Consider the following 6403-nt stretch of genomic DNA (forward strand, 5'->3'; position numbering starts at 1 on the left):
AAGGCACGACTCAGGGTCCCGCCATCGACATACTCCAGCTCACCGCCCATGGGCACACCATAGGCCAGCCGTGACAGCTTGATCCCACTGGAGGCCAGCAGCATAGCAATGTAGTGGGCCGTGGCTTCACCCTCAACCGTCGGGTTGGTGGCCAGCACCACTTCCTCAACATTGCCTTGGCCAATACGCGCTTCCAGCTGTTCGATACCCACATCCTCTGGGCCGATACCATCCAGCGGCGACAAATGGCCGTGCAACACGAAATAGCGCCCGCGAAAGCCGCCGGCATCCTCGATAGCCAGCTGATCGGCCGGCGACTCAACCACACACAGCAGGCTGTCATCACGACGTGGATCGGCACACAGTGCGCAGAGATCTTCTTCGGTAAGCGTGCGACAACGCTGGCAATAGCCCACCTGCTCCAGTGCCAGCCCCAGCACCTCAGTCAAGCGCTGACCACCGCTGCGCTCCCGCTCCAGCAGATGCAGTGCCATGCGCTGCGCAGTTTTAGGGCCGACGCCCGGTAGAATACGCAACGAATCGATTAGGCGATCCACCAGGGGGGAAAAACTCATCGCACAGACCTATTCATCTTCCTGGCCTGCTCATCACAGTGAACGTAGTGTCGCATGGCTGATCCATCAGAACGGCATCTTGAAGCCGGGCGGCAGATTCAAGCCTGAGGTAGCCTGTTCCATCTGCTGACGCGAATTCTGCTCTACCTTGCGCACCGCGTCATTGACGGCTGCTGCCAGCAAGTCCTCGAGCAGCTCCTTGTCTTCCTCCATAACGCTTGGATCAATCGAGACACTGAGAACGTCGTGGCGACCATTCATGGTGATCTTGATCATCCCCGCACCCGCTTCACCCAGTACCTCGGCCTTGGCGATCTCTTCCTGAGCCTTCTGCATTTTTTCCTGCATTTCCTGAGCCTGCTTCATCATGTTACCCATTCCACCCTTGAGCATGGCGCTATCCTCATCAGTAAGTCGTATCGGTTAGTGAATCGTCATAAAGATCATAAAGCGGGAGATACCAGTGTCGGCGAAAAACAAACCGGCTAGTGCGACACCGGCTGCACCGAGGACTCTTCAATCCTGGCGCCGAACGTATCCTTGAGCTGTTGTACATGGGGGTCGTTACGCAGCGCGTCAAGTGCCCAAGCGTGGCGCTCGGCAGCCACACGCTCTGCTTGCTGCTGGGGAGTCTGCACATTGTCGGGCAACTCACCCTCATCCACCACCAGCTGACGAGGATATCCGGCCTCACTCAACGCCTTCTGGATACGGCGCTCATGGACCTCAGCGCGCATCGCCGAGACCTTCTGGCTCAGTTTAAGCAAAACACGGCTACCATCATCACTCGCGACCACACAATGCGCCGCCAGGTTACGCGTCAGACCGGTCAGGCCCAGCGACTCAAACAGAGCAAGCCACTGTGCATGGTCGAGGCGCGCGCTTTCGGGCGGCCCGGAATCAGTATCAGGTATTGGCTGCGGCTGTGTTTCTGGTTGTACTTCGGACCGTGTTATTGGCTGAAGATCAGCTTCAGGCTGCGGCTTAGATTCAGGGGCAGTCTTGGGCTGAATCGTCGCTTCAGGCTCAGCGGCAGACCTATTATTAAAAACACTATCCGCTATTTCCTTATGCCCCTCCTGATAACCATCCTGATCGTCATCAGAGGGCTGCTCCACCCAAGGCGGCAGCGAATGCGGATCAGTACCTGTCTGCGTTTCCGACTGTGCTGCGGGCTCTGGCTGTGCTGTCTGCTCTGACTCTGGCGTTATTTCTGGCTCTGGCACCATTTCAGTTGCCGGAGTGGGGTCGACGCGATGGCTCTGCGACTGGCTACCACTCTCAGAAGGGCCCTTGCTCTCCCCGGGGCTACTACCAGCACTCCCGCCTTCGCCGCGCATGGGCAGCGGTGTATCCGCTGGCTTGGGCACGCCCTGAGGGCGAAACGCCAGCATGCGAAGCAGCGTCATTTCAAGCGCGCTGCGCAAGTCCGGCGCATGGGCCATGTCGCCACGCCCCTGCACGCCAATCTGGTAATACAACTGAATATCTTCAGCGGTAAAGCGTGCCGCCAGCGCCAGCAGCTCATCACGGTCACCGTGGCTGTTATCCACCGCCTCGGGCACCATCTGGGCAACCGCCAGGCGGTGCAACACGCCAGTCACATCGTCCAGCACGCCGGCGAAATCCGGCCCCTGCTCAGCCAGCCGAGCCACTTCGGCGAGCAGCATGGCAGCATCGGTGCTGGCCAACGCCTCAATCAGCGCCAACACATGACGATGATCCAAGGTCCCCAGCATGGCGGCAACATCGGCGTGGTGAATCTCGCCTTGGCCAAAGGCAATGGCCTGATCGGTCAGGCTCATGGCATCACGCATCGAGCCGTCGGCGGCCTTGCCCAACAACCAAAGCGCGCTTTCCTCGAACGGAATCTGCTCGGCTTCAAGCACCTGTGAAAGATGCCCAACCACCTTCTCTGGCGGCATATGCTTGAGCGTAAACTGCAGGCAGCGCGACAACACCGTCGCCGGAAGCTTTTGCGGATCAGTGGTTGCCAGCAGAAACTTCACATGGGGCGGCGGCTCTTCCAGGGTCTTGAGCAGCGCGTTGAAGCTGCTGGTCGAGAGCATGTGGACTTCGTCAATCAGGTATACCTTGTATCGCCCCTGGGTAGGCAGATACTGCACGTTGTCGAGCAGTTCGCGAGTATCTTCCACCTTAGTGCGCGAAGCTGCGTCCACTTCGATCAGGTCAACAAAGCGCCCCTGGTCAATAGCCTGACAATTCGGACACTCTCCGCAGGGTGTGGAGGTAACACCCTCATCGCCTTTTCCGCCGGCGGTGCAGTTGAGGCACTTGGCAAGAATTCTCGCCAGGGTTGTCTTGCCAACGCCGCGCGTTCCGGTAAACAGGTAAGCATGGTGCAAGCGCCCCTGATCCAGAGCATTGACCAACGCACGCTGCACGTGGTCCTGTCCAACCAGTTCGCGAAAAGTACGCGGTCGCCACTTACGGGCCAGAACCTGATAACTCATGGGGCGCAGAATCCTTGCAGCTGGGTAGGTGGCAAGCCGAATAGCAAACCCCTGGCAAACAAGCACACCATAGCGGGTAAGCAAAGCCCGTTCATTCTACCGACTGGGGCGCGTGGCGCAAAGGCACCGCCGCCGCCGCAGGCAGCCCGGGCTGGTTATTTGTACAGATCAGTGCGTATCATGTGGCTTGGCTTTGTAAACCCAGCTGGATACTGTTCGATGACGTTCAACACCGATGCCTTGACGCACCTGACTCCCTACCTGCCGGCCTTTTTAGCATGGCTGATCGGCGGGTTGTGTGGCTGGTTACTCACGCTGGTTCACGCCCAGCGCAAGCGGGCCGCGCAGGATAGCGAGCACAACGCTCGGATCGAGCAATGGCGAAGCGCCCTTTCCGAGCGCGACGCCAGCCTTGCCAGCCTGAATGAAGCACTGCACGGCAAGGAACGTAGCGAGCAGCTGCTCAAAGAGCATCATCAACAACAAGCCAGTGTGTTACGTGAACAGCTGTCCGATACCAGCCAGGCACTGGAAACGCTTCGCGGGCGTTATCAGACCCTCAGCCAGGAATACCAGCGCCTGACGACCACCCTTGAGCAGAAAGAAGCCCACTTCAGACAGCAGCACGAGCAACTTGATGCCCACCGCGCCCAGCTCAGACAGGAGTTCGCCAACCTGGCCAATGAGGTGCTTGAACAGAAAGGCAAAGCGTTTGGCGAGATGTCGGAAAAAAATATCAACGGCCTGCTCAAGCCCATCCACAGCGAGATTCAAGGCTTTCGCGAAAAGATTGAGCGGCTGCATCATCAGGACACCCAGCAGCACGCCAGCCTGCGTACCGAGTTGCAGATGCTCCAGCAGCTCAACCGCGAGATCACTAATCAGGCCAGCCGGCTCAGCGATGCTTTACAGGGCCAGAAGAAGATCCAGGGGAACTGGGGTGAGCTGATGCTGGAAAACGTTCTGGAGGGCTCCGGTCTACGCGCTGGCACAGACTACCGCCGCGAACCCAGCTTCAATACCGAAGACGGCCGCCGCCGCCCGGATGCGATTGTCTATATGCCGCGCAACCGCCACCTGGTCATTGATGCCAAGACCTCTCTGGTGGCCTACGTCCGCTACGTCAATGCTGATGACGAACTAAGCCGGAGTCTGGCACTGGCCGAGCACAGCCAGGCTGTGTCTGACCGTATCAATGAACTTGCCGACAAACATTACTACGACCTGCCCGGTCTGAACTCGCCCGACGTCGTGATCATGTTTATCCCAGTAGAGTCCGCCTACGTGGCCGCCATGCAGCATGATGAAAGCCTGTTTCAGCGCGCTATCGAGCGCAACGTGCTGGTGGCTACGCCAACCACGCTTCTCACCAGCCTTAATATCGTTCGCCAACTATGGCGCCACGAGGACCAGAGCCGCCACAGCATCGAGCTGGCGCGGCGGGCAGAGCGATTACACACCAAGCTGCGCGGCTTTCTTGAGAGCATGCAGGACGTCGGCAAACGCCTGGATGGCGCACGCAACAGCTACGATAAAGCCATGGGCCAACTCATGGATGGCAAGGGCAACCTGATCAAACAGGCCGACGAGTTTCGCGAACTCGGGGTTTCCGTGCGTAAAGAGTTACCACCGGAGCTGGTTGAGCGCGCTCAGTTGGAACTGAGCCGTCACAACGAATAGCCTAGCTTGTCCCCTTTTGGCGACAAACAACAGCCTTGGCTGATACACTCAAAGCCGCTATTTTACTGCTGGTCCCAGCGATACTGAACAGCTTCACATTGCATCAGCCTTGGGTATTCACTTCTCCATGACAAACGCTGCAACACAAGGTGACCTTATCGAGGACAGCGGCCAGCTACGCGCTGTTGGCGATTGGACGTTGGCACATTACCAACGCCTGCGCCAATTAACCGCTGACAAAACGCTGGACACCCAACAGCTCGACCTGAGCGGCATCGGTGCGCTAGACACCTCTGGCGCCAAGGTGCTGGGTACATTGGTTGGCCCAGAACAGCTCGTGGATATTGATCACTGGGGCAGCGCCCTTCCTCAGCCTCGCCGTGAACTATTACGTACAGTCGGCGAGGCCATGAATAACATGGCTGGCCCCGCACCAGCTGAGACACAACGCGTACTGCATTGGCTTGATGGCATAGGCGAACATGTCATCCAACTGTATCAGCAACAGGTTTTATTACTGAGCTTTATCGGCCAAGTGTTGGCTGGGTTTGCCAGCACCATTTGGCGGCCTTCTCGCTGGCGTCTTACCTCAGTTGTTGCACAACTCCAGCAAACTGGCCTCAATGCCTTACCAATCGTTGCCCTACTGACCTTCATGGTCGGTGCTGTTGTTGCCTTTCTAGGCGCCACGGTACTTGCTGACTTTGGCGCCACCATTTATACCGTCGATCTAGTCGCTTTTGCTTTCCTACGCGAATTTGGCGTACTTCTGGCCGCCATCATGCTGGCTGGGCGAACGGCTAGTGCCTTTACCGCACAGATCGGCTCCATGAAGGCGAATGAAGAGCTCGACGCACTGAGCTCTATCGGCCTACCTCCCATGGAATTACTGGTGTTGCCACGCGTGCTCGCGATGACTATTGCCCTGCCGATCCTAACGTTTGTTGGCATGCTGTGCGGCTTGATGGGTGGCGCCTTGGTGTGCCTAGTGGCTCTGGATATTTCACTGCTGCAGTTCACCACCATCCTGACCAATAACATCGGAGTAAATAACTACATTGTAGGGATTGCCAAAGCGCCAATATTTGCTTTTGTCGTAGCAGTCATCGGCTGCTTAGAAGGTTTCAAGGTCAGCGGCAGCGCACAGTCGGTCGGTGAACACACAACGTCAAGCGTAGTTCAGTCGATTTTCATGGTAATACTGCTCGACGCTCTGGCAGCACTGTTTCTGATGGAGATGGGCTGGTGACTGAGTCGGTTATTCGCATTCGCGACCTGGACAATCGCTTTGGCACACATCAAGTACATGAAAACCTCGACCTGGATCTGTTTCGTGGTGAGATCCTCGGCGTTGTTGGTGGTTCAGGTACCGGCAAGTCGGTTTTGCTACGCAGCATCGTGGGTCTGATTAAGCCCTATGCCGGCAGCATTGAAATGTTTGGTAAACCGCTGCTGTCCTTACCCGATGCTGAGCGCTCACAAGTCGAGCGACGTTTCGGCGTACTGTTTCAGCAAGGTGCTCTGTTCAGCTCACTGAACCTGCAGGAAAACGTTGCCCTGCCATTGATTGAACACATCGGACTCAGCCGTGGCGAGGCAGAGTCTCTGGCACGCCTCAAATTGTCATTGGCCGGCTTGCCTCCCGACGCCGCCACCAAGATGCCGTCAGAGCTG

General features: G+C 57.5%; 6 protein-coding genes. 3 read left to right on the plus strand and 3 right to left on the minus strand.

Annotation, left to right across the window (positions count from 1 at the left end):
• The 3 genes from recR to dnaX form a co-directional block, all read right to left on the minus strand.
• On the minus strand, window positions 1-575 hold a 575-nt coding region (gene recR / locus ACTH3D_RS11970; RefSeq protein WP_441667353.1), incomplete at its 3' end, for a recombination mediator RecR.
• Window positions 576-641: 66 nt separating this feature from the next.
• Window positions 642-968, minus strand: a complete 327-nt coding sequence (locus tag ACTH3D_RS11975; RefSeq protein ID WP_441667355.1) for a YbaB/EbfC family nucleoid-associated protein — start codon at window positions 966-968, stop codon at window positions 642-644.
• A gap of 92 nt (window positions 969-1060) precedes the next feature.
• Window positions 1061-3049 carry a DNA polymerase III subunit gamma/tau gene (dnaX, locus tag ACTH3D_RS11980; protein ID WP_441667356.1) on the minus strand — a complete coding sequence of 663 codons (1989 nt, stop codon included), beginning with the start codon at window positions 3047-3049 and terminating at the stop codon, window positions 1061-1063.
• Window positions 3050-3268: 219 nt separating this feature from the next.
• Here dnaX and rmuC point away from each other — a divergent pair, with 219 nt between their 5' ends.
• The 3 genes from rmuC to ACTH3D_RS11995 all read left to right on the plus strand — a co-directional run.
• Window positions 3269-4729, plus strand: a complete 1461-nt coding sequence (rmuC, locus tag ACTH3D_RS11985) for a DNA recombination protein RmuC (protein WP_441667357.1) — start codon at window positions 3269-3271, stop codon at window positions 4727-4729.
• A 127-nt stretch (window positions 4730-4856) separates the two neighbouring features.
• The gene (locus tag ACTH3D_RS11990; RefSeq protein WP_441667358.1) at window positions 4857-5978 is read left to right on the plus strand and encodes an MlaE family ABC transporter permease; all 1122 of its coding nucleotides are present in this window, start codon (window positions 4857-4859) and stop codon (window positions 5976-5978) included.
• Window positions 5975-6403 (plus strand): ABC transporter ATP-binding protein (locus ACTH3D_RS11995; protein ID WP_441667359.1); only part of this gene is annotated, 429 nt, incomplete at its 3' end. The genes ACTH3D_RS11990 and ACTH3D_RS11995, both read left to right, overlap by 4 nt.

The organism is Halomonas sp. (assembly GCF_052095765.1).
Lineage (GTDB): Bacteria > Pseudomonadota > Gammaproteobacteria > Pseudomonadales > Halomonadaceae > Halomonas.

Excerpts from the sequence above, each read along its gene's own strand:
- ACTH3D_RS11975 (WP_441667355.1), bottom strand. The coding sequence starts at position 968 with ATGCTCAAGGGTGGAATGGGTAACATGATGAAGCAGGCTCAGGAAATG.
- dnaX (WP_441667356.1), bottom strand. The coding sequence starts at position 3,049 with ATGAGTTATCAGGTTCTGGCCCGTAAGTGGCGACCGCGTACTTTTCGC.
- rmuC (WP_441667357.1), top strand. The coding sequence starts at position 3,269 with ATGACGTTCAACACCGATGCCTTGACGCACCTGACTCCCTACCTGCCG.
- ACTH3D_RS11990 (WP_441667358.1), top strand. The coding sequence starts at position 4,857 with ATGACAAACGCTGCAACACAAGGTGACCTTATCGAGGACAGCGGCCAG.